Annotated in this window: 22 protein-coding genes; 7 read left to right on the top strand and 15 right to left on the bottom strand. The window is 36.3% G+C overall.

Annotated features, from left to right (window positions below):
- Positions 1–25 precede the first annotated feature (25 nt).
- The 4 genes from folP to FHR29_RS19450 form a co-directional block, all read right to left on the bottom strand.
- Positions 26–871, bottom strand: coding sequence for a dihydropteroate synthase (gene folP / locus FHR29_RS19465; RefSeq protein ID WP_183916355.1), 846 nt, complete (start codon positions 869–871; stop codon positions 26–28).
- 97 nt (positions 872–968) lie between these two features.
- Complete coding sequence (locus tag FHR29_RS19460; RefSeq protein WP_132771633.1) at positions 969–1,376, bottom strand: DUF4920 domain-containing protein; 408 nt, start codon at positions 1,374–1,376, stop codon at positions 969–971.
- A 7-nt stretch (positions 1,377–1,383) separates the two neighbouring features.
- A complete protein-coding gene (locus tag FHR29_RS19455; RefSeq protein WP_132771632.1) occupies positions 1,384–1,962 on the bottom strand; it encodes an L-threonylcarbamoyladenylate synthase in 579 nt (192 codons plus the stop codon).
- A gap of 20 nt (positions 1,963–1,982) precedes the next feature.
- Entirely contained in the window at positions 1,983–2,801 is an 819-nt protein-coding gene (locus FHR29_RS19450) for a 2,3,4,5-tetrahydropyridine-2,6-dicarboxylate N-succinyltransferase (RefSeq protein ID WP_132771631.1), read from the bottom strand.
- Positions 2,802–2,916: 115 nt separating this feature from the next.
- On the opposite strand from FHR29_RS19450, the gene FHR29_RS19445 reads away from it, so the two are divergent.
- A complete protein-coding gene (locus FHR29_RS19445) occupies positions 2,917–3,330 on the top strand; it encodes an RNA-binding S4 domain-containing protein (protein WP_021191880.1) in 414 nt (137 codons plus the stop codon).
- 38 nt (positions 3,331–3,368) lie between these two features.
- Here the strand turns inward: FHR29_RS19445 and ytxJ are convergent, their stop codons facing one another.
- The 5 genes from ytxJ to FHR29_RS19420 form a co-directional block, all read right to left on the bottom strand.
- Positions 3,369–3,701 carry a bacillithiol system redox-active protein YtxJ gene (ytxJ, locus tag FHR29_RS19440; RefSeq protein WP_132843474.1) on the bottom strand — a complete coding sequence of 111 codons (333 nt, stop codon included), beginning with the start codon at positions 3,699–3,701 and terminating at the stop codon, positions 3,369–3,371.
- 1 nt (position 3,702) lies between these two features.
- Positions 3,703–4,446: a hypothetical protein gene (locus FHR29_RS19435; protein ID WP_183916353.1), complete on the bottom strand. Its 744-nt coding sequence runs from the start codon at positions 4,444–4,446 to the stop codon at positions 3,703–3,705.
- Between the two features lie 200 nt (positions 4,447–4,646).
- Positions 4,647–5,135, bottom strand: coding sequence for a 6,7-dimethyl-8-ribityllumazine synthase (gene ribH, locus FHR29_RS19430; RefSeq protein ID WP_021191877.1), 489 nt, complete (start codon positions 5,133–5,135; stop codon positions 4,647–4,649).
- A gap of 237 nt (positions 5,136–5,372) precedes the next feature.
- Positions 5,373–6,050, bottom strand: coding sequence for a tetratricopeptide repeat protein (locus tag FHR29_RS19425; RefSeq protein ID WP_132843478.1), 678 nt, complete (start codon positions 6,048–6,050; stop codon positions 5,373–5,375).
- A 79-nt stretch (positions 6,051–6,129) separates the two neighbouring features.
- Positions 6,130–8,055: a nucleoside-diphosphate sugar epimerase/dehydratase gene (locus tag FHR29_RS19420; RefSeq protein ID WP_132771627.1), complete on the bottom strand. Its 1,926-nt coding sequence runs from the start codon at positions 8,053–8,055 to the stop codon at positions 6,130–6,132.
- Positions 8,056–8,183: 128 nt separating this feature from the next.
- Here FHR29_RS19420 and FHR29_RS19415 point away from each other — a divergent pair, with 128 nt between their 5' ends.
- The 3 genes from FHR29_RS19415 to FHR29_RS19405 are packed head-to-tail and all read left to right on the top strand — an operon-like array spanning position 8,184 to position 10,778.
- Positions 8,184–9,395, top strand: a complete 1,212-nt coding sequence (locus FHR29_RS19415) for an alanine dehydrogenase (RefSeq protein WP_021191874.1) — start codon at positions 8,184–8,186, stop codon at positions 9,393–9,395.
- A 3-nt stretch (positions 9,396–9,398) separates the two neighbouring features.
- Positions 9,399–10,250 (top strand): alpha/beta hydrolase, encoded by an 852-nt coding sequence (locus FHR29_RS19410; RefSeq protein WP_132843483.1) that lies wholly within the window; start codon positions 9,399–9,401, stop codon positions 10,248–10,250.
- Positions 10,251–10,262: 12 nt separating this feature from the next.
- Positions 10,263–10,778, top strand: a complete 516-nt coding sequence (locus FHR29_RS19405; RefSeq protein WP_183916351.1) for a TlpA disulfide reductase family protein — start codon at positions 10,263–10,265, stop codon at positions 10,776–10,778.
- Here FHR29_RS19405 and FHR29_RS19400 read toward each other — a convergent pair.
- The 6 genes from FHR29_RS19400 to FHR29_RS19375 form a co-directional block, all read right to left on the bottom strand.
- Positions 10,768–11,808 (bottom strand): ABC transporter ATP-binding protein, encoded by a 1,041-nt coding sequence (locus FHR29_RS19400; RefSeq protein WP_183916349.1) that lies wholly within the window; start codon positions 11,806–11,808, stop codon positions 10,768–10,770. The two genes, FHR29_RS19405 and FHR29_RS19400, sit on opposite strands and share 11 nt — an antisense overlap.
- A gap of 70 nt (positions 11,809–11,878) precedes the next feature.
- Positions 11,879–12,673 (bottom strand): outer membrane beta-barrel protein, encoded by a 795-nt coding sequence (locus FHR29_RS19395; protein ID WP_021191871.1) that lies wholly within the window; start codon positions 12,671–12,673, stop codon positions 11,879–11,881.
- Between the two features lie 22 nt (positions 12,674–12,695).
- The gene (locus FHR29_RS19390) at positions 12,696–13,433 is read right to left on the bottom strand and encodes a hypothetical protein (RefSeq protein ID WP_183916347.1); all 738 of its coding nucleotides are present in this window, start codon (positions 13,431–13,433) and stop codon (positions 12,696–12,698) included.
- Positions 13,430–13,882, bottom strand: a complete 453-nt coding sequence (locus FHR29_RS19385) for an RNA polymerase sigma factor (RefSeq protein WP_232789365.1) — start codon at positions 13,880–13,882, stop codon at positions 13,430–13,432. Before FHR29_RS19385 ends, FHR29_RS19390 begins: the two co-directional genes overlap by 4 nt.
- Before the next feature lie 154 nt (positions 13,883–14,036).
- Entirely contained in the window at positions 14,037–14,447 is a 411-nt protein-coding gene (tsaE, locus tag FHR29_RS19380) for a tRNA (adenosine(37)-N6)-threonylcarbamoyltransferase complex ATPase subunit type 1 TsaE (RefSeq protein ID WP_132843491.1), read from the bottom strand.
- Between the two features lie 13 nt (positions 14,448–14,460).
- Positions 14,461–16,014 (bottom strand): bifunctional response regulator/alkaline phosphatase family protein, encoded by a 1,554-nt coding sequence (locus FHR29_RS19375; RefSeq protein WP_168127921.1) that lies wholly within the window; start codon positions 16,012–16,014, stop codon positions 14,461–14,463.
- Between the two features lie 296 nt (positions 16,015–16,310).
- Between FHR29_RS19375 and FHR29_RS19370 the strand changes: the two genes are divergently transcribed.
- From FHR29_RS19370 to FHR29_RS19360, 3 genes are read left to right on the top strand one after another with little or no spacing between them, the layout of a single operon-like run.
- The gene (locus FHR29_RS19370; RefSeq protein WP_183916343.1) at positions 16,311–17,561 is read left to right on the top strand and encodes an HD domain-containing protein; all 1,251 of its coding nucleotides are present in this window, start codon (positions 16,311–16,313) and stop codon (positions 17,559–17,561) included.
- 33 nt (positions 17,562–17,594) lie between these two features.
- Positions 17,595–18,638: a UDP-3-O-(3-hydroxymyristoyl)glucosamine N-acyltransferase gene (gene lpxD / locus FHR29_RS19365; RefSeq protein WP_021191866.1), complete on the top strand. Its 1,044-nt coding sequence runs from the start codon at positions 17,595–17,597 to the stop codon at positions 18,636–18,638.
- Between the two features lie 40 nt (positions 18,639–18,678).
- Positions 18,679–20,073: a bifunctional UDP-3-O-[3-hydroxymyristoyl] N-acetylglucosamine deacetylase/3-hydroxyacyl-ACP dehydratase gene (locus tag FHR29_RS19360; protein ID WP_183916341.1), complete on the top strand. Its 1,395-nt coding sequence runs from the start codon at positions 18,679–18,681 to the stop codon at positions 20,071–20,073.
- Positions 20,074–20,075: the final 2 nt, after the last annotated feature.

Raw genomic sequence — 20,075 nt, 5'->3', positions numbered from 1 at the left:
TCCTTTTTATTTTCTAATCAATTTACTATTGAAATAATAGATCGACAATCTGTTTGGCTTCTTTTACATCATGCACACGAAGTAACTGTACACCCTTAGTCAGGAGAAGTGTATTGAGAACTGTTGTTCCGTTTAGTGCTTCTTGTGGAGTTAGACCAAGTTTTTTATAGATCATTGACTTTCGGGATATACCACCAAGTATAGGAAGCCCATAATAGTGAAGTTCATCTACCCGATATAGCAACTCGTAGTTTTGTTCAATTGTTTTTGCAAAACCATAACCTGGATCCAGTATAATATCTTTGACGCCCAATTTTCTTAATGTAGCAATCTTCTCACCAAAATATGTAGCGACATCTGTGACGATATCCTGATAGGCAGTTAATTGTTGCATATTTTCGGGAATGCCACGCATGTGCATCAAGATATAAGGCACTTGCAATTTTGCAACTGTCGGGAACATTTTTGGATCAATTGTACCTCCCGAGACGTCATTGATCATATGTACGCCGGCATGTACGCAGGCCGCAGCAACATCGGCACGGAATGTATCTATTGAAAGTATCGCGTCAGGAAATGTGTTTGAAATAGCGTGGACAGCAGGTAGTGCTCGATCTAGTTCCTCCTGTGAAGTAATTAATGTGGCTCCAGGTCGAGAGGAATATGCACCGATATCAATGATGTCGGCTCCAGCATCTAAAAGGGCCTGAGTCTTGATCAGTATTTGTTCAATATTCTTATTATTTTGCCCACCATCAAAAAAGGAGTCCGGAGTAACATTTAAAATTCCCATGATGACGGGACGGTCAAATGTCATGATGCGACCTTTTAAATTGATGGATTGCGCAGGGGTAGTTTTGATCATTTTCATCTTGTACAAATGTATCAAGCTTATTTAATAAATGCTAAAATTAAAAAGAGGTCAATTTTCGTTAATGAAAATGACCTCCTTTAATTTATTAAACGATCTATTTAACAACTAATACGCCATCAGCAACAAAAGTGATTTCGTTTGTCGTATCTTTTACTTTGGCATAACCATCTACAATCACATTTTTACCAACTAAATCAGCAGGTACAAAATAACTGTAATCAGTAAAGCGTACTGTAATAGGCTCTTTGTCACCCGTTCTTTGAAGTGTCAAGAAGCACCCTTTTTTGGTGCAGACCTGAATAACTTTTCCAGTGACTTTACCGGTGAATTTAGGTGATTTTTCTAATGATTTTTCAAGTTTGTCAACTGTAATAGCATTAGACTTATCCACTTTTTTACCATATTGTACACCAATTTCTGCAGGAGTAATTTCTTTTTGTTGAGCTTGGCCGTTCCAAGAAATACCAAAGGCTAAAGCAACAAGTAATAGTAATTTTTTCATACTGATCTTATTTTCGTAGAAATTCAAACTTCCCGCTAGGATCTAACTTCATCACACTTGATGACTTCCCGTCACTTTTAGTATGTTGTCCAAACTGAACAACATAATCCACTTGATTTTTAATCTCTTCAGAGATATCATCAAAACATTTTGGCGAATCTTCGCCACTAATATTCGCAGAGGTAGATACCAACGGTTTTCTAAAACGTTGTAAAAGCTGTTGACAAAAGTCGTGATTAACAATACGAATTCCGATTGAACCATCTTCTGCTATAACATTTGGAGCTAAGTTTTTAGCTCCAGAGTACACGATAGTTAATGGTTTCTCTGTGTATTCAATCAATTGGTAAGCTACTTCTGGAATTTCAGTAACGTAACTTGCCAATTGATTGTCATTATGTAGTAGAATAATAAGGCTTTTTTCCTTTGCTCTTCCTTTTAACTGAAAAACCTTCTCCACAGCCTCAGGATTTGTGGCATCGCAACCAATACCCCAGATCGTATCTGTTGGGTATAAAATCAAACCGCCATTTTTGAGAACTTCTAAAGCTTGATTAATATCGTTTCTATCTACAAATTGACTCATTTTTTATTTTAATTAGGAAATTATACAGCTACGTTGTGATCACGTAAAGCATCATTTAAAGATGTTTTCTTGTCTGTAGACTCTTTACGTTTACCAATGATAAGTGCACAAGGAACTTGATATTCACCAGCAGGGAATTTTTTGGTGTAAGAACCAGGGATAACAACCGAACGAGCAGGTACATAACCTTTGTATTCCACTGGCTCAGGGCCCGATACATCAATAATTTTAGTGGATGCCGTTAATACCACATTAGCACCTAAAACAGCCTCAGTTTCAACACGGATACCTTCTACAACGATTGCTCTAGAACCAACAAAAACATTGTCTTCGATAATAACCGGAGCAGCTTGTACCGGCTCTAATACACCACCAATACCTACACCGCCACTTAAGTGAACATTTTTGCCAATCTGTGCACAAGAACCCACAGTAGCCCAAGTATCGACCATAGTGCCTTCACCAACATATGCTCCGATATTGACATACGAAGGCATCAAAATTACACCTTTAGCTAGATATGCACCTAAACGAGCAGATGCTCCAGGTACAACACGAACACCAATTTCTTTGTAGTTCGTCTTTAATTTCATTTTATCGTAGTAAACGAATGGACCTGCAGAAGACTCACTCATTTCACGGATCGGGAAGTATAAGATTACAGCTTTTTTAATCCAGTCATTAACATGCCATCTCGTACCGATTGGCTCAGCGACTCTCAATTCACCAGCATCAAGTTTTAAGATCACAGTACGAATTGCTTCCGCATATTCTTTATATTCTAGAAGTTGTCTATCCTCCCAGGCATCTTCGATAAGTTTTTTTAATTGTTCAGGCATCTTTTATAATTCAAAAATTATCAGTTCTTTTTATTGAAGACAAATATGTTAAAATTTGTTCAATTTATAATGGATAATGAGCAGATTTTAAGTCAATATGACTATTTTTGTACAAATGGCAACAGAAACTGAAAAACTTCGAATCGATAAATATTTGTGGTCAATACGTCTTTTTAAAACACGTAGTCTGGCTACTGAGGCCTGTAAGGCTGGGCGGGTAAAATTGAACGGGCAGAATATTAAGCCTTCCTACGTTGTTAAAGTAGGGGATATCTATCAGGTTCAAAAAGGAATCGAACGTAAGATCGTAAAAGTTCTAGGACTTCTTGAAAGAAGAGTTGATGCGAAGACGGCCGTACAGTTTTATGAAGATCAAACTCCGGAAGAGGAGACAACCGCTTATAAATCGGCATTCCATGCTCCAATTTTAACTCGAGATCGGGGAGCTGGCAGACCCACTAAAAGAGACCGTCGTGAGATTGATGATTTGAAAGAAGATTGGTGGGAAGATGATGGACAAAGTAAATAAATACATATAAAATAGAAAAAGCTACTTAGTAGCTTTTTCTATTTTATATAAGTGACAAGATCATCGAAATCAATATCTCCGTGCGATGCATTGAAAAGACATGCTTTGCCTTTTATAATCAAGAGCTGCGGCGACTGATGTTCGATATGCCAAATGGAAGCAATCTGATTCGAAATTTCTCGGAAAGCTAATAAATCTAAATAATAAACATCGTAAGACTTATCTGTTAAATTAGCAAAGCGTTCAAAGTTTTTCTTCGCCATACCGCTAATGCCACAGGTAGTACTGTGTTTAAAAATTGCAGTGACCTGCTCACTACCCAATATTTCCTGTAGTTGGTCTAAACTATCAAGAGGAATCCAGTTAATCATATTATAATTCAGTAAATTTTGAAGCTTCTACGTGTTCGAATGTAGAAACAGTTGTAAATGTACAGCTTTTCTTTTTATTGTTTAGTGCGATAAACGAAGTTGGAAGCTTTAGGCCAGAACCTGCATCTTTATATTGATCAACCTGATAATTGACCATACTTATGGTGTTTTCAAAAGCTTTTATCTCACCCGTATTTTCATTGATGAGTAAATTTCCTTTTATAGGACCGTCATAGAAACTCCCATCATAGCTAACAAACGTGCTCAACAATTTCTCATTATTCAAAAGTTTTACTTTTATATCAGTGAAGTTTATACCTTTTAATTCTGTTATTAGCGGCAATAACAAGAGCTTTAGGTCTTCATTGACCTGTTGCTGAATGTCGCGTTGCAGAGCCGTCTCTATGGTTTTAATCTCAACAGCATTAACAAAGAGTTTAAGGGGCTGTTTGCGTTTGAAATTGAATAAATAAACCAGCTTCTCATTTTTTGTTGATTGTCCTTCAAAGCGGCATTCTCCAGTTTCTCTATTCCATAATAATGATCTGTCGGAAGAGCTGTTAAGCAGATTCGCATTATCATTCCCTGTGCAGGAGAATAAGAGAAATTTAGTATTCTGCCAGTTTTCAATTCCTCCTATGGAGGATTCCAGCTTCATTTGTATATTACTTTCTTGTGCTATTCCCAAGACAGCATTCATTTGCATGATGATGTATAAGAAAGCAATTTTTAGTATAGTCTTCATTATATAAAATATAGATCTTTATAAAAGATAAAATCGACTTCAATATCTTATACAAGACACTGAAGTCGATCAAATACTATAGTGATAACAATATTATCTTATTCTTGTTTGCATTTCGCTAGCCAAGTTTTGATCTGAATAGCTTTTGTCTGGCTCTCGTGTTTAGAGCTCTTATTTTTTTAAATTAAAAAAAAGACATATTAATACTGCGCACTAATATGTGCCATCTGAATAGCAGTGATTGCTGCTTCTTCACCTTTATTCCCATGCTTGCCACCCGCTCTGTCCAATGCTTGCTGTTGATTGTCAGTTGTCAATACCCCAAAAATAACAGGCTTGTTGTATTTTAATGCGACGTTACTGATGCCATTGGCAACCGCGTCACAGATGAAATCAAAATGACGTGTTTCTCCTTGAATCACACAGCCTAAGCAAATGATTGCATCAAATGAATCATCACGTAACAAAATATCTGCACCCGTTATTAATTCAAAACTACCCGGTACTTCGATGATTTTTATATTTTCTTCTTGTGCTCCATGCTTTTCTAGACCAGAAATTGCACCATTTAAAAGAGCCCCAGTTATTTCCGCATTCCATTGTGCAACAACAATTCCAAATTTAAAAGGATTTGCGTTTGCAACTGTAATGTGTGAAAAGTCCGATAAATTTTTAATACTACTTGCCATATGTAGAACAAACTTAGATAAATTTGCTTAGAAACACAATATAATTGCGCTCATATCAACGTAAATTTATGCATTGGTAATTGTTTCCAGGAAATGCTTTGTAGTTATTTCAATTATAATTGGAGTGACGTTATTGCAACGTATTTTAGCTGTCATAATAGCTCATATGAGAAATATATAGCATAAAAAAAGGCTGCCTTTTTGGGCAACCTTTTTTTATGTGTATTTGAGTCAATTCTACAAATGCGCTTGAACACGACCGATAAGACCATCGATCATAGCTGCTTCTTGACTTTCAGGGAAATCAGTCTTTATTTTTTTATACGTTTCTTCAGCTTGCTTGAACTCATTCTGCGCTTCGTAAACTAAACCTAATTTTTTCAAAAATAATGGAGTAGTATAAGAGTTAGCCGATTTATCAGCTGCTTCTTTGTAAAATCCAGCTGCTTTCTTATAATCTTTCAATTCTGAATGTACGTCACCTTTCAATCCAGTAACCAATGGGTCTAGAATTGGACTTCCGGTTGCCGAATAATTTTCTAAAGCTTCGATCGCTTCATTATACTTTCCTTGACGTAAATACAAGCCACCTAGGTATGCATTTGCAATGTTTGCAGATTTTGTATTTGAATATTCATCTGCAATTTCTTTAAATCCTGCAAAAGAACCGTCTCCTTCAATAGCACGATTTTGTAATGAATCTATTGCAGCATATTCTTCAGCTTTAAATATTTCGTTCGCTGCTTTCTCAGCTCTCGGTTGTAGATAAAGTTTTTGATATCCAAAATACAATATAATTAACACAAAAATACCACCGACGATAAAAGTGATGCTTTTTTGATTGTCCTGAAAAGATGAACCTTGTGAAGGTTTATTCGCTTGTCCAGCGTTATTTTGGTTTTGATTTTTAGACATTATGATTCAATGAAAAAATATAGATTGCAAAAATACAATTTTACGGTAAATATGCAAGCTTTTGTAATTATAATAAACGTTAAACTCTATTAATTAAGTCTTTCTCTGCCTCAATTTCTTTATCTATCTGTTCGTAGATTGAATTTTGGCTTTTAAATTCTGGCACAATCCTTTTCATTTCTAAAACAACATTATGCTTATTTTGCTGTTTAATACCGGTTACTAAGTTCTCAAGGTGATGATTAACCTGTTGAAAATCGTTTTCCCGAACTTTTGCAATCATAATTTTTTTATGATGCGTTGGCATTGTGTTCTCTAAATCATTCAGTAGCTCCTCGTAAAGTTTTTCTCCGGGACGTAAGCCTGTGAACTTAATTTCGATATCTTGATTTGGAATAAAACCAGAAAGTTTGATCATTTTATTCGCTAATTCGATGATTTTAACAGATTTGCCCATGTCAAAAACGAAAATCTCACCACCTTCTCCCATCGATCCAGCCTCTAATACCAATTGGCAGGCCTCTGGAATTGTCATAAAATACCTCGTTATTTCGGGATGAGTAACGGTTACGGGACCTCCTTTTTCAATTTGATCTCGAAAACGTGGTATAACAGATCCATTTGAGCCTAATACATTGCCAAAGCGCGTCGTAATAAACTTGGTTTTAGCATTGACATGCTCATTACTTTGTAAAAAGTGGTTGAAGGATTGGACATATATCTCAGCAATCCTTTTCGTTGCACCCATAATATTTGTCGGGTTTACCGCTTTGTCTGTTGACACAAACACGAATTTTTCCGCACCATATTCAACCGCAAGATTTGCGATATTTTTAGTGCCAACAACATTTGTGTGTACTGCCTCTAAAGGATGGTTCTCCATCATCGGAACATGCTTGTAAGCTGCAGCATGATAAACATAATGCGGTTTGAAAGTTTCAAACATGAGTTTCATACGGTCAATACTACGTACGTCACCAATAAATGAATGATAAACCTGTAATGGAAACTCGTCCTGTAAATCCAGCTGTAAGTTATGCAAAGGTGATTCTGCTTGATCGCACAAAATAATCATCTGTGGTTCAAATTTGCCCAACTGCCTCGCGATTTCACTTCCAATAGAACCAGCAGCACCGGTTACCAGAACACGCTTGCCTTTTAACTGATTTAAAATGTTGTCATTGCTTATCTTTATTGGAGCTCGTTCAAGGAGGTCTTCAATTTTTATTTTTTGAATCTGATTTGGATTTAACTCCCCATTCATGATTTTCTTGACAGAAGGTAAAGTCAATATGGTCACCTTCTTCTCAAGGCAGATGTCAATGATATCATTTTTAGATTCTAAGGGGATATTGTGAGAAGCAATGATGACCTCTTCAATGTTCAGATTGATAATAACCTGTCCTAATTTCTTCGGGTCAAAAATTTTAATTCCATCAATTACTTTTCCGATTTTTTGTTCATTGTCATCTAGATAACCGACAATGGCATTTTTGGAACGTGTATCGTGATCTAACGTTCTTTTAACGGCAATACCAAGGTCGCCAGCGCCGTAGATCAACGTATTGCGTCTGTCACTTCTTATATTTTTTGTATAAACAAAGAATATTTTAATAAATGTTCGGTATGTCGTGAGCAATAAGAAACAAAATAAGGCATATAAAATAATGAGTGAGCCAGGTAGAGTGTGTTGATCTCCAGTTGCGAGTAATACCGTTTTGATAACGAAGAAAACAAGTACTGCGAATACAATTGCTGTAAGAATTCGAATGGAATCAACAGCACTGGTATAGCGTATAATGCCCGTGTGCATCTTAAATAAATAAAAGGAAGTTGCTGTGACACCCATTGCATAAATCAGTCTGATCGCAAATTCAGATGTATTTATGAAAGCAAAATCAAAACTGTAATAGATGATATTTGCCAAGGTAAAGGCAAATATTGCCGTAAAGATATCTAATACAAAAATAATCCAACGTGGAACAATATTAAGTTTATTAAACATAGTTTTGTTTTAGTGCTTAGTTGGACAAATGTAACTTTTTTTCTAAACAGCTAGGCATATAAGTGCTTAATTTCTTTTGCTTAGCTTAAATAAAAGTAGTAAATTTAAAAAGTAATGCATGAAAATAAATGAGTGACTTAAGTAAATTGGCAAGTCAAGCAATGATACAGCCACAAGAGACTTTATCAGCGACTGCTTCTAGGGAAAAAAGATTGTTTATTGGTATACCCAAGGAAATTGCATTTCAGGAGAGAAGGATTTGTTTGACACCACTGTCAGTCGGTCTTTTGGTAGAAAATGGCCATGAAGTTATTATGGAAACCGGTGCCGGTTTAGGATCTAATTTTTTGGATCATCATTACAGTGAACAAGGTGCTCGTATTGTCTCATCTGCCGAGGAAGTTTATCAAGCGGATTGTATTGTGAAAATATGCGCACCCACTTTTGAGGAAGTTGGAATGATGAAGCAAAATCAGATATTGATGTCTTCACTACAGCCTTCATTATTAGAGCTACCTGTTCTGAGAGCGCTTATTCAAAAAAAAATTACTGCTTTATCTTTCGAATATCTGCGCGATGAGGGGGGCTGTTTGGCAGTAGTCCGAGCAATGGGAGAAATTGTTGGGGCTACTTCAACTTTAATCGCTTCTGAATATTTAAGTAATAGTTTTGGTGGTAAAGGCTTAATGTTGGGAGGTATTACAGGTGTTCCGCCGACAGAAATGGTCATTATAGGTGCCGGAACAGTTGGAGAATATGCGGCAAGGACTGCTATTGCACTGGGTGCACAAGTGAAAGTTTTTGATAATTCCATTTATAAATTAAGACGTCTCCAAAATAATCTAGGAAGTCGGGTATACACATCTATTATCCAACCTACAATTTTGAACAAAGCTGTGAAAACCTGCGACGTGGTCATCGGTGCTTTACGCTCAAAAAATGGGAGAACTCCTTGTGTCATTTCTGAAGAAACAGTTTCAGAAATGAAACCTAATTCTGTTATTATAGATGTAAGCATTGATCAAGGGGGATGTTTTGAAACTTCAAATATCACATCACATGATACACCGACCTTTAGAAAATATGATGTCATTCATTATTGTGTCCCTAATATTGCTTCTCGGGTGGCGAGATCTGCAACCTATGCATTAACAAATATTTTTACACCAATACTACTTGATATTGCTGAGCAGGGAGGTGTCAAAAATGTCATTTGGAAAAGTGCAGGAATTAGAAGTGCAACCTACTTATACCAGGGAATATTGACCAATAAGGATATTGCTTCAAAATTTGAAATGACAGCCAAAGATCTGGATTTAATTATAGTGACCAATTTGTAATTCATGAAACTTACTTTAATGATTATTCTTTTTTCAGTTGTTTTTCAAGCAACAGCGCAAGAAAAGTTTGCCTTATATAATGACAAGATCCCAAATTCTATCAATACAGATACGGCCAGATACAATCGAAATATTCCAGAAATATTTGTTTACAAGCCAAGTGCAGCTTTAGATAAGGGTATGGGTGTGTTGATTATTCCAGGTGGTGGCTATGCACATATTGCTATGGATCATGAAGGACACGATGTTGCAAAAGAGTTGAACAAAGCTGGTTTTACGGCTTTTGTTCTTAAATATCGATTACCTTCGCCCAATATCATGGTCGATAAGAGCATTGGACCAATACAAGATGCGCAGCGTGCCATGCAGTACATCCGCAGTGGTTTTCCTTTATTGCATAAAGTCGGAGTTATCGGTTTTTCAGCAGGAGGGCACCTTGCATCTACTTTGCTTATCAGTTCAAAACGTGGTTTCATTGCTAATCCGTCACAGTTATCTTTAGCGCCCGATTTTGCCGGATTGATTTATCCCGTTATCTCCATGACTGACGCTATTACGCACAATGGTTCTAGAATCAACCTTCTCGGAGAGAATCCATCTCCAGAGCAGATTGCCAAATTTTCATCTGAACAGCATGTGACCTCAGATCTTTGTCCTGTATTTTTTGTTCACGCAAAGGATGATAAAGCGGTTCCGATTGAAAATAGTTATGTGATGATCAAAGCACTGGATAAAGCTCATGTTAAAAATAAGCTATTGACTTATGAGGAGGGGGGACACGGTTTTGGTTTGATTAATAAGACAAGTTCAGTAGCTTGGTTAGATAGTTTTGTAGACTGGGTAAATCATTTATAACATATTATTGAAATGAAACATATTTTAGGACTTATTTTTAGTTTTTTGTTTTTAATAACCGAAGCACAAACCTCTGATGGAGGATGGAAAGTGCCTCTTAATGCAGCAAGTCCTGCATTTGCAGTTCCCAAGAAAGATGGAACTTCTATTGCCAGTTCCGATCTGAAAGGAAAAGTAGTGTTGCTTAATTTCTTCGCAACCTGGTGCCCTCCATGTCGAGAGGAATTGCCTCGCTTGCAGAAGGAAATATGGGAAAAATATAAAGATAACCCCAAATTTGAATTAATGGTACTGGCGCGTGAGCAAGATTGGAATAAAATTGATCCCTTTGTTGCCGAACACAAATATTCCCTACCATTTTATCCAGACTTGAAAAGAAATGTATTTGGTTTATTTGCAGACCAAGGTATTCCACGCAATGTCGTACTCGATGCCCAGGGCAATGTTATTTACCAGTCCCTTGGGTATGAGAAAAAAGAGTTTGATCAATTGATTGCTCTTATTGATCGTCTTTTACTTAAAGACTGATATATTGCGCGATCTTGACGGTTACAGGTTGTCCTATTTGGATTGAAACAGGAGTCGTACTGATGGCATGTAGTTGTAAGGCATGATTTGTAATTACTAATTCATAATAAAAACCTCTAAAGCGGATATCGGTTAATGTGAAATCATGCGTTGTCTCCGATGCCGTTATAGATACCCATTCTTGATGAATGATGACGGTTGTATCACTTTGTATTTGAAGCAATTTCGCATCTGTGCTACTCAGAATATTGCTTTTAGCTAATAAAAGTGCTGTGTATGGATTAGTTGGTCTTTCGTAAAGTTCCCGTGGATGGCCTTGATCCAATATCTTACCATCTTTCATTACAATAAGATCGTCGGCCAGTGCCAATACTTCTGTCGGATCATGGGAAACAAGTATGATCGTAAGGCCTGTCTCGACCACAATTTGTTTGATGTCTTGTTGCAATGTGTCTCGGAAAGAGGCATCAACCTGATTGAAGGGTTCATCCATCAATAGTACTTGTGGATCATTTACCAATGCTCTGCAGATCGCAACACGTTGTTTTTCTCCACCGCTGATGTCAGCAATTCTTTTCTTTGCAAGATGATCAATTCGCAGTCTTTTTAGGATTGCAGCAGTTTTTGTTTGTTTGGCTTCGATATTTGTATTTGGCAATTGGGAAGCGACATTATCCCAAACATTGGCAAATGTGTTTAAGTCATCAAAACCCTGGGAAACCAGCTTCATGTCTTGATGCCCTGGGATTAGTTTATCTTTTCTTGTTGGAACTAACCAGCCTTTGTAACGAACTTCACCGGTTAATGGCTCTAATAGACCATAGATGAGACGAAGTAATGTGCTTTTCCCACTGCCGGATTCTCCGATAATAGCCGTGATTTTACCTTCTTGGATTCCTATATTTGCTTGCTGTACGGCTAAACTTTCCGAATTTTCTGAAAATGAAAAACTAAGATTTTCAAGATGGATGTAAGGAAGTCCAAGGACCTCTTTATCAAAGGGAACATACTGACAAGAAGATTGTGACATATTTTGCGAAATAAAAAAAGCCGAATGTTATAATTCGGCTTAAAATTAAGCATTTTAATATTATTCTACCCTAAAAACCTAGCGTCAGGCCAAAAGTAAAATTATTTAAACCCTGTTGATCAGGACTATTTTCGAACATATCATTGAAATAATATTTGACAAAAACGCCCATTGAATCATATCCAAGCCGGGCAAAGGCACCATACTGGAAGCTGGCCAAATTGTAATTATCTTTAAATTTTTGGCTGCCTTGTTCATTACTTTTTAAACGTTGACTACCTTTTATTAAAATTCCGGTCATTGCGCCGACAGCAAGTTTCGCACGCTCACCATTTTTAAACCTTTTACTTCTGAACTCAAATGTTAACGGAACACGTAGGTAGGTTGATGTAAATACATTCTTCTTGTAAGTGATGTCATCCGGGTAGGAATAGTCCAAAGGTGTAGCGTCCTGATCCAGCAAAACATTATGTTTCAACCTCAGATAGTTCCATTCAAAACCTGTCGATATATACGTTTTGAATCGATCATTGAACCTAAGACCAAATTGAGCAATATCGAAACCAAAGTTTGAAGCTTTTTTATATTCTAAAAATTCGTTATTCTCATTTAATGTAAAGCTACCATCATTAATTAACCTTGAAAATCCCCAATCTATGCGAGAAAAAGTGATGCCACCAAATATTTTTGGATATTTTGAAACAGCAGGTGTGTTTTTGTCATCAATTTTATCACTGTCTTCTTTGCCTAAAATGCTTGTTGAAATATTAATTTTTTTAGTGCTGTCCTGTTGTGCATATGCTTTTACTAGAAGGCAGGATGTTAGGATACCGATGATTGCGAACGATAGAAAATATTTTTTCATATGGAAAGAGTTTATTTAGGTTTTACTTTTTTCTTTTTTTATTTTTAACGAGACTATTAAGTAGATCAATCTGTAATGTTCCCTCGTCATCATTGCTGAACTGAACTTCTGAACCATTCCCTTGATTGATGGTTTTGCTCAAAATGTTGAGCACCTTAGTAACAACATTCTGCTTGCTTTCGCTGATTGAAGCCATCATACTTTCTTCTTCGTCCGGGTTTTCAATAATGGGTTTGATCGGGATGTATTCCATTGCATGTGCTATTTGTGCTTGTGAATCCACAACTACTAGCATCGGTTGTTCTGCTGTTATTTTTAGTTTTTTAAGCGCTACCGCTTCATTGATCTGTGCAATTTTCGGTGGCATTGATTTTATTTGATAATCAGTTTGCGTATCCTGAGTTTTTTCGGGTACAGTTTTGACGGCAAATCGGACAGGCTCTTCTTTAGTTTCTATCAAATCTTCTACTGGCTCCTTTTGTTCTTTTTGGGTAGCTGTATCTTTTTTCCGATTAACAATGTTTGTGGTTTCCACGGTGCTTGCTGACTGCTTCATGACCAATAGACTAAAAATCCCAATACAAATGAGGGTCGCGGCGATGCTAACAAGCGGTTTTAACCACTTTATTTTTTTCTTGATTGGTACAATTTTCTGTTCATTAAGATCCGCTTCTATTTTATTCCAGATATCAGCGCTAGGCTGTATATCAAGTTTGTCAATATGATCGCGGAATAATTTGTCGATTTCTTCATTTTTCATAACGTAAATGCCTCAATTTTTAATAATCTTGTTTTCAGCCACTGCCTTGCTCTTGATAACTGTGATTTTGAATTTCCCTCACTTATGTTGAGCATTTCGGCAATTTCTTTGTGTGTATAGCCTTCTACAGCATAGAGATTAAAGACTGTACGGTAACCAATGGGTAATTGATGAACGATTGACATTAAATCTTTGTAATGTATCTGATCGGTAGCGTTGTTATTCGGAATTTCATGAATAATGTCGTTATCGAGAGACTCTACATAAGCAATTTTGTTTTTTCGCTGTATTTCAATAGCTGTATTGACCATAATTCTTCGTATCCAGCCTTCGAGAGACCCATTTTCTGAAAACAGGTGTCCTTTAGTGAAGACTTTTACAAATCCGATTTGCAGTATATCCTCCGCTTCTAAGCTGTCTTTTGCATAGCGTAAGCAAACAACAAACATTTTTTTTGAAAAAAATTGATATAGATGGTACTGAGCTTTTCTATCTCCAGTGAGACATTTTTTCCATGTTGAATCTATACTTACGTTTTCCAAAATTTAATCAGTTTATATTAGGAAGACGTAAGATATTTAGGAAAGGTTGCATGGGGCGCAACTATTTTATAATTATTTTTCGACTTGTAGGTGATGTAATCTCAATTTCAATTGTTTTTGCATCATCAGGCAGTAAGTTTGGGATTTTATTCGGCCATTCGATAAAACAATAATTTCCAGAATAAAAATAATCCTCATAGCCAAAGTCATAGGCCTCTTCTTCTTCTTTTATTCTGTAAAAGTCGAAATGAAAAATTGTGCCCTGTGGTGCGCTATATTCATTTACAATTGAAAATGTGGGACTTGAGGTGTTGTCTTGTACTTGTAATGCTTTGCAAAGTGCTTTTATAAAGGTTGTTTTTCCCGCACCCATATGACCGTAAAAGAGAAATACACGATCATCAGGAAAAGACTTTAAAAGTAGTTCTGCAGCATGATCTAATTCTGAAAGTTGATTGACTTCGATTATCATGCTGCAAAATTACTTATTTGGAAGTATAAGTAGCGAAAGGAATAATCATTTCTTCCAATGAAATACCCCCATGCTGAAAAGTTTCATTAAAATAATTGACAAATTGATTGTAATTGTTTGGGTATACAAAGTATGAATCCTCTTTTGCAAAGACAAAGCAGGAGCTCATGTGCAACTTTGGTAATTGAGCGTCATGTGGATTCTTAATTAAGAACACGTCCTTGTCAATAAAATTTAAATTCTTACCCTGTTTATAGCGTAAATTGGTATTTGTATTACGGTCACCAACAATCTTGCTCGGTTTTTTTACTTTAATTGTTCCATGATCTGTTGTGATGATCACTCGAACATTACGCTGGGACAGCCATTTCAAGGCTTCAAATAAGGGCGAGTGTTCAAACCATGAAAGGGTTAAAGAACGGTAAGCCGCTTCATTGTTTGCCAATTCGCGAATCATAGCCATATCTGTTCTTGCATGCGAAAGCATATCGACAAAGTTGTAGACTAATATATTCAGATTGTTCTGGATTAAATTGCTCAGATTGTCCACGACATCTTTCCCCTGATCTAAGGTTAAGACCTTTGTATAGGAGTGTTTTATAGGCTTCCGGTAAACACGGTTGATCTGGTCTTCTAAAAATTTGTCTTCATATAAATTTTTACCACCTTCATCTTCATCGTTCTGCCACATTTTTGGAAATCGCTTTTCCATTTCTAAAGGCGTCAGTCCACTGAAAATCGCATTTCGGGCATATTGAGTCGCGGTCGGTAAAATACTGTAGTAAGTATCTTCTTCCTCTAGTCTAAAATAATCGGTGATTACTTCGTTGATCACTTTCCATTGATCGTAACGCAAATTGTCAATTAAAAAGAAAAATGTAGGTTTATCTTCCGTTAATTGCGGAAATACCTTTTTCTTAAATAATTGATGCGAAAGTATTGGAGCTTGATCTGGAGCTTTCATCCAATTCAAGTAATTCTTTTCGATAAATTTGCAGAATTGAACATTTGCTTCCGATTTTTGCATTGTCAAGATTTCATGCATGCCCGCATCTTCAAGTTTCTCGAGCGAAAGCTCCCAATAGATCAGCTTTTTATATGCCTCGGACCATTGTTGATAATTCAGATCATCATTTAATACCATACCAAGGTTTCTAAAGTCCTGTTGATATGCCATCGATGTTTTCTCGTTAACAAGTCTCTTGTTTTCCGTCAGTTTTTTGATAGTCAGGAGAATTTGCTTCGGGTTAACGGGTTTTATAAGATAATCGTCAATTTTAGAGCCTATGGCATCCTCCATGACATGTTCTTCTTCATTTTTTGTGACCAGTACAGTAGGTACGGTAGGATTAATGGATTTTAAGATTGCTAATGTCTCTAAACCTGTTAAACCCGGCATATTTTCATCTAAAAATACTAGGTCGAAAACACCTTCTTTAAAAGCATCCACCGCATCATTTCCATTATTTACTGTTTTGACTTTATAGCCTCTTTCTTCTAATAAGAGTATATGAGGTTTTAAAAAATCAATTTCATCATCAGCCCAAAGTATATGTGTTTTTTGCATATTGTAATATTTGCTATAATCAAAATCGATTAAATTCCAATTGTTTTAGTGTTTAGGTAGCTGGAGTAATAATCACTTTTTTTTGATATTTTCATTTAAACTATACGAACTTAAATAAAAAAGGAGCTTTACCTATTATTTTTAACACTTGTTAACCACTTAAACTAATTATATTTGTATTTATAATTTAACTCCTAGGACAGGAAAATAAACTGGCTCATCTTTAACTCATTTGATGAACAATTAAAGTTAGCTATTGTTTTGGCGCTATATGTTAGAAGAAATGCATTCATAAATTGAATAAGAAAAAAATATTAAATGATCCTGTCTATGGATTTGTTTCCATTCCATCGGGATTGATTTTTGAGCTTATACAGCATCCTTATCTGCAACGACTTCGCTATATTAAGCAAGTCAGTATGACACATTTGGTGTATCCTGGAGCGCTGCATACCCGCTTTCAACATGCGATAGGAGCTATGCACTTGATGTCGTTGGCGATTGATACGCTAAAAGGTAAAGGTATCGATATCAGTGAGGAAGAGAAAGAGGCGGCACTTGCGGCTATTTTGCTGCATGATATTGGCCATGGCCCCTTTTCTCATTCTTTAGAACATACGATTATAGATGGGGTTTCGCATGAATTACTATCTTCTCTTTTAATGGACCGTATCAATAATGAGTTCGGAGGAAAGCTTGATCTGGCCATTACTATTTTTAATAATAAATATCACCGAAAATTTTTCCATCAGTTAGTTTCCAGTCAATTGGATGCTGACAGAATGGATTATCTAAATAGAGACAGCTTTTTCACAGGAGTATCAGAAGGCGTTATTTCATATGATCGAATTATAGCTATGTTAGCTGTGGTTGATGATCAGATCGTTATTGAAGAAAAAGGAATTTACTCGGTTGAAAAGTTTTTAATAGCGCGTCGATTAATGTACTGGCAGGTATATCTCCATAAAACCGTAGTGGGCGCAGAACAGTTATTAATCAAAATACTGCAAAGGGCAAAGCAATTAGCAAGTAGTGGCAACACATTGTTCGCGACACCAGCATTTAACTGGTTTTTGACTCAAAAAATTGATAAGAACAATTTTTTAGAAGATGCTTTACACTTAGACTGGTTTACACTTTTGGATGATACTGATATTATGTCTGGTATTAAGACATGGGCCCATCATGAAGATTCTATTTTGCGTATGATGTGTCAGAAATTGATGAGCCGTGAATTGTATCGGACCATTATGAGTAATATGCCTTTCTCAAAAGAATTGATGGATGAGGTTTATCGTCGCGTTAAAGAATATTTTCAGGTAAGTGATGACGAATTGCAATATTACGTTTTCACCCAGGAAATTCAGAACAGTGCTTATGATAGCCACAATGACCCGATTAAGATATTGATGAAGACAGGTGAGATTAGCGATATTGCTGAAGCATCAGATTTGTCGAATTTAGAGGCGTTAGCAAAAAAAGTGCAGAAGTTTGTACTGTGTTATCCCAAAGAGCTTGGATATATAGCAATTCCAGCTAAAAAATAATTAAAATATAATAAAAAAACATAGCTTTGTAGCATGCAATTTACTGCTCAACAAATAGCATCCTTATTAAATGGATCGATAGAGGGGAATCCTGATGTAGAAGTTTCAAATTTAGCGAAAATAGAAGAAGCTTCTTTAGGGGATCTTTCATTTCTATCGAACCCTAAATATGAGCAATTTTTATATGAGACTAATGCCTCTATTGTAATTGTTAATGAAGATCAACAATTATTATCAGCCCCCAAATCAACTTTAACGTTGATCCGCGTAAAAAATGCTTATACGGCATTTTCTACATTATTGAACATCTATAATGAAGTTCGCCTGGATAGAAAAGGCAGAGAAGAACCGTCATATATACATGATACTACTACCATCGGTGAGGATGGTTATATCGGAGCTTTTGTCTATATTGGCAAAGGTGGAAAAATCGGTAAAAATGTTAAAATTTACCCGCAGGTTTATATTGGTGATAATGTGATTATCGGTGACAATACGACCTTATTTCCTGGCGTTAAGATATACCAAGATTGTGTGCTGGGAAATAATGTTACTGTGCATTCTGGAACTGTAATTGGTTCTGATGGTTTTGGATTTGCTCCGCAGGATGATGGTACCTATGCTAAGGTTCCTCAAATTGGTAACGTGATTATTGAAGACGATATCGAAATTGGTGCCAATACGGTTATTGACCGTGCTACAATGGGATCTACAATATTACATAAAGGTGTTAAACTGGACAACTTGATTCAAATAGCCCATAATGTAGAATTAGGAAAGAATACTGTAATTGCCGCTCAAACGGGTGTTTCTGGAAGTAGTAAGATCGGTGAAAACGTAATTTTGGGTGGCCAGGTTGGTATTGTAGGCCATATTACTGTTGCTGACAAAAGCCAGGTACAGGCTCAAGCCGGAATCAATAGATCGATTACCGAAGCGAATAAAAAGTGGGCGGGGAGCCCTGTATTGGGTTTTCAATCCAATATGAGATCGCAAGTCATTTATGCGAAATTACCTGATCTTGAAAAACGTGTCAGGGAGTTGGAGCGATTATTAAAGGAAAATTTGAAATCTTAAAAGAACCTTTTGGTCGTTTTTGATTAAATATATGTTAGAAATGAATGTAAAACAAAGAACCATCAAGCAAGATGTGGTCATATCTGGAGTCGGTTTACATACAGGTAAAACTGTATCTATGACAATAAAGCAAGCTCCTGAAAATCATTGGTATAAGTTTAAAAGAATTGATTTAGAAGGTCAGCCAGAAATACTGGTTGATGCTGATAATGTCACAGATACATCGAGAGGTACAACGATTTCTCAAAATGGGGCAAGTGTGAGTACTATTGAACACTTAATGGCTGCTCTGGTAGGTTTACAGATTGATAACGTATTAATTGAAATTGATGGACCCGAAGTACCTATTTTAGATGGTAGTTCAGCCATATTTATTGATAAATTTGAGGAAGCTGGTTTCGAAGAGTTAGAAGCTGATCGTGATTATTTTGAAATTCAGCATGCCATACATTATATAGAATCTGAACGTAAGGTAGAAATCATGGCAATGCCATTAGATGGTTACCGTTTAACGTGTATGATTGATTTTAATTCGCCTGTATTAGGAAGTCAGCATGCTGCTATTAATACCATTGAAGATTTTTCAAAAGAAATATCTTCGTCAAGAACTTTCTGTTTTTTACATGAATTAGAAATGTTGGTTGATAATGGTTTGATCAAAGGTGGCGATTTAAGCAATGCGATCGTAATCGTTGATAAAGAAACATCTCCTGAGGAATTGAAGAAATTATCACATTTGTTCAACCGTGATGATGTTACTGTTGCAAAAGAAGGTATCTTGAGCAATATTCAGCTTCGTCATCAGAATGAGCCCGCTCGTCATAAGTTATTAGATATGGTGGGTGACCTCGCTTTAGTTGGTCGACCATTGAAAGGACATGTTATGGCAGCAAGACCTGGTCACGCCGCTAACGTTGCTTTTGCAAAGAAAATCAAAGAGCAAATCCGCAAGGATAAAAATACAAAAAAGATTAAGGTGTACGATCCAAATATGACTCCTGTATATGATACAGTGCAGATTATGAAGATTTTACCTCACCGTCAACCGATGTTAATGGTTGATAAAATATTAGAATTAACAGAAAATCATGTAGTTGGCCTGAAAAATGTTACAATGAATGAAGACTTGTTCATGGGGCATTTTCCTGGGGCGCCAATTTTCCCTGGGGTATTGCAAATTGAAGCGATGGCACAGACAGGTGGTATTCTAGTATTGAATACTGTTCCTGACCCGGAGAACTGGTTGACGTTATTTTTAAAAATTGAAAACGCACGATTTAAAGTGCAGGTAAGTCCAGGTGACACGATTATTTTTAGATGCGATTTGACGGAACCTATCCGCAGAGGCATTGCTAAAATGAAAGGTGTAGCTATGGTAGGTGAAAAAGTTGTTTGCGAAGCTGAGTTAATGGCTCAGATTGTGAAAGTAAAATAATA

This window comes from Sphingobacterium sp. JUb56, from assembly GCF_014191365.1.
Taxonomy (GTDB): domain Bacteria; phylum Bacteroidota; class Bacteroidia; order Sphingobacteriales; family Sphingobacteriaceae; genus Sphingobacterium; species Sphingobacterium anhuiense.
Note: the sequence above shows the minus strand (reverse complement) of the source record. Positions and strands in the feature narration are given on the sequence as shown.

Bases quoted from the DNA above. Each gene is read 5' to 3' on its own strand.
- folP (WP_183916355.1), bottom strand. From the start codon at position 871: ATGAAAATGATCAAAACTACCCCTGCGCAATCCATCAATTTAAAAGGT.
- FHR29_RS19460 (WP_132771633.1), bottom strand. From the start codon at position 1,376: ATGAAAAAATTACTATTACTTGTTGCTTTAGCCTTTGGTATTTCTTGG.
- FHR29_RS19455 (WP_132771632.1), bottom strand. From the start codon at position 1,962: ATGAGTCAATTTGTAGATAGAAACGATATTAATCAAGCTTTAGAAGTT.
- FHR29_RS19450 (WP_132771631.1), bottom strand. From the start codon at position 2,801: ATGCCTGAACAATTAAAAAAACTTATCGAAGATGCCTGGGAGGATAGA.
- FHR29_RS19445 (WP_021191880.1), top strand. From the start codon at position 2,917: ATGGCAACAGAAACTGAAAAACTTCGAATCGATAAATATTTGTGGTCA.
- ytxJ (WP_132843474.1), bottom strand. From the start codon at position 3,701: ATGATTAACTGGATTCCTCTTGATAGTTTAGACCAACTACAGGAAATA.
- FHR29_RS19435 (WP_183916353.1), bottom strand. From the start codon at position 4,446: ATGAAGACTATACTAAAAATTGCTTTCTTATACATCATCATGCAAATG.
- ribH (WP_021191877.1), bottom strand. From the start codon at position 5,135: ATGGCAAGTAGTATTAAAAATTTATCGGACTTTTCACACATTACAGTT.
- FHR29_RS19425 (WP_132843478.1), bottom strand. From the start codon at position 6,050: ATGTCTAAAAATCAAAACCAAAATAACGCTGGACAAGCGAATAAACCT.
- FHR29_RS19420 (WP_132771627.1), bottom strand. From the start codon at position 8,055: ATGTTTAATAAACTTAATATTGTTCCACGTTGGATTATTTTTGTATTA.
- FHR29_RS19415 (WP_021191874.1), top strand. From the start codon at position 8,184: ATGAGTGACTTAAGTAAATTGGCAAGTCAAGCAATGATACAGCCACAA.
- FHR29_RS19410 (WP_132843483.1), top strand. From the start codon at position 9,399: ATGAAACTTACTTTAATGATTATTCTTTTTTCAGTTGTTTTTCAAGCA.
- FHR29_RS19405 (WP_183916351.1), top strand. From the start codon at position 10,263: ATGAAACATATTTTAGGACTTATTTTTAGTTTTTTGTTTTTAATAACC.
- FHR29_RS19400 (WP_183916349.1), bottom strand. From the start codon at position 11,808: ATGTCACAATCTTCTTGTCAGTATGTTCCCTTTGATAAAGAGGTCCTT.
- FHR29_RS19395 (WP_021191871.1), bottom strand. From the start codon at position 12,673: ATGAAAAAATATTTTCTATCGTTCGCAATCATCGGTATCCTAACATCC.
- FHR29_RS19390 (WP_183916347.1), bottom strand. From the start codon at position 13,433: ATGAAAAATGAAGAAATCGACAAATTATTCCGCGATCATATTGACAAA.
- FHR29_RS19385 (WP_232789365.1), bottom strand. From the start codon at position 13,882: ATGTTTGTTGTTTGCTTACGCTATGCAAAAGACAGCTTAGAAGCGGAG.
- tsaE (WP_132843491.1), bottom strand. From the start codon at position 14,447: ATGATAATCGAAGTCAATCAACTTTCAGAATTAGATCATGCTGCAGAA.
- FHR29_RS19375 (WP_168127921.1), bottom strand. From the start codon at position 16,014: ATGCAAAAAACACATATACTTTGGGCTGATGATGAAATTGATTTTTTA.
- lpxD (WP_021191866.1), top strand. From the start codon at position 17,595: ATGCAATTTACTGCTCAACAAATAGCATCCTTATTAAATGGATCGATA.
- FHR29_RS19360 (WP_183916341.1), top strand. From the start codon at position 18,679: ATGAATGTAAAACAAAGAACCATCAAGCAAGATGTGGTCATATCTGGA.